General features: G+C 54.1%; 1 protein-coding gene. It reads right to left on the bottom strand.

Annotated elements, in window-relative coordinates:
• Positions 1–160: 160 nt before the first annotated feature.
• Positions 161–1,126: an IS5 family transposase gene (locus tag CHR62_RS15525; protein WP_123661535.1), complete on the bottom strand. Its 966-nt coding sequence runs from the start codon at positions 1,124–1,126 to the stop codon at positions 161–163.
• Positions 1,127–1,199: the final 73 nt, after the last annotated feature.

The following is a 1,199-nucleotide window of genomic DNA, read 5'->3' as shown; positions in this document are numbered from 1 at the left end:
TAGGGAAGGTCTGAAGAACTCGATTTCAAACATCCAAAAATCGACCTCATGACCAAAGTATTCAAAAATGGTTAAAAACTGCTCAAATCATCGCCACTTTCGGGTTGTTTGCACCCCGATCAGGCCCGTTTTCGGGCCTGTTGGCGCTTTTTGGGCGCACTTACCCTGCCACCGCCGTCAACGGGCGGCGTGCCATCCAGATATTGGACAGCGTAAACAACATTTTCAAATGCGCAGTGTTCTTGGCCAGTCCACGGAATCTGACTTTACGAAACCCGAATTGGCATTTGATGACACGAAACGGATGCTCAACCTTGGCCCGAAGGCTGGATTTGACCCGCTCAATGTTTTGCGTCAAACGATCAATTGCGCTGTTACCCAAGACACGCCGTTTACCGGGGCGCATGGCAATGTGCCAGGTCACGTCACGCCCTTGGTGTTCGGGTCGCTTGTCTACGCCTTGATAACCGGCATCGCCCAAGGCCAACGTTTCTTCACCATGCAGCAACGCAGCCGCCTGGGTAACATCATGCTCATTGGCAGCGGTGCCCACCACCGTGTGGACCAGCCCGCTGTGAAGATCAACCCCAATGTGGGCCTTCATCCCAAAGTGCCACTGGTTTCCCTTTTTGGTCTGATGCATCTCGGGGTCCCGCGTGCCGCTGGCGTTCTTGGTCGAGCTGGGTGCGTCGATAATTGTGGCGTCCACAATGGTGCCTTTGCGCACCTGAATGCCTTGATCCTGCAACAGCAGGTTGACCGCTTCAAGCGCTTCGTCGGCAATGTTGTGTTGCTCGAGCAGATGACGAAAGTTCAAAATGGTGGTCTCGTCCGGCACACGACCACCAGGCAGTTTGGCAAACTGGCGCATCGAAAAGCTGTCATACAGCGTCTCTTCCATGGCCGGATCCGACAGCGAAAACCACAGTTGCATGAAGTAGATGCGCAGCATCGTTTCCAGCGGATACGGTGGACGACCGATGCCCGGTTTGGGGTAATGCGGATCGACCAGATCGGCAAAGACCTTCCACGGCACCGCACGCTCCATCTTGGCCAGAAACTTCTCACGGCGCGTTTTCTTGCGTTTGCCGACGTACTCGGCTTCGGAAAAACTCAACTGGCTCATCGGGTTCACTCGGATCGGGCTGTTTTCAATAACTTATATTCTGACAGGTTCGTTGGACTTGTTCAGAGGTTCC

The sequence above is a fragment of the Pusillimonas sp. NJUB218 genome (assembly GCF_003788685.1).
Taxonomy (GTDB): domain Bacteria; phylum Pseudomonadota; class Gammaproteobacteria; order Burkholderiales; family Burkholderiaceae_B; genus Neopusillimonas.
This window is presented reverse-complemented; position numbering and strand designations above follow the sequence as displayed.

Coding starts and splice junctions, on each gene's coding strand:
- CHR62_RS15525 (WP_123661535.1), bottom strand. CDS start 1,126: ATGAGCCAGTTGAGTTTTTCCGAAGCCGAGTACGTCGGCAAACGCAAG.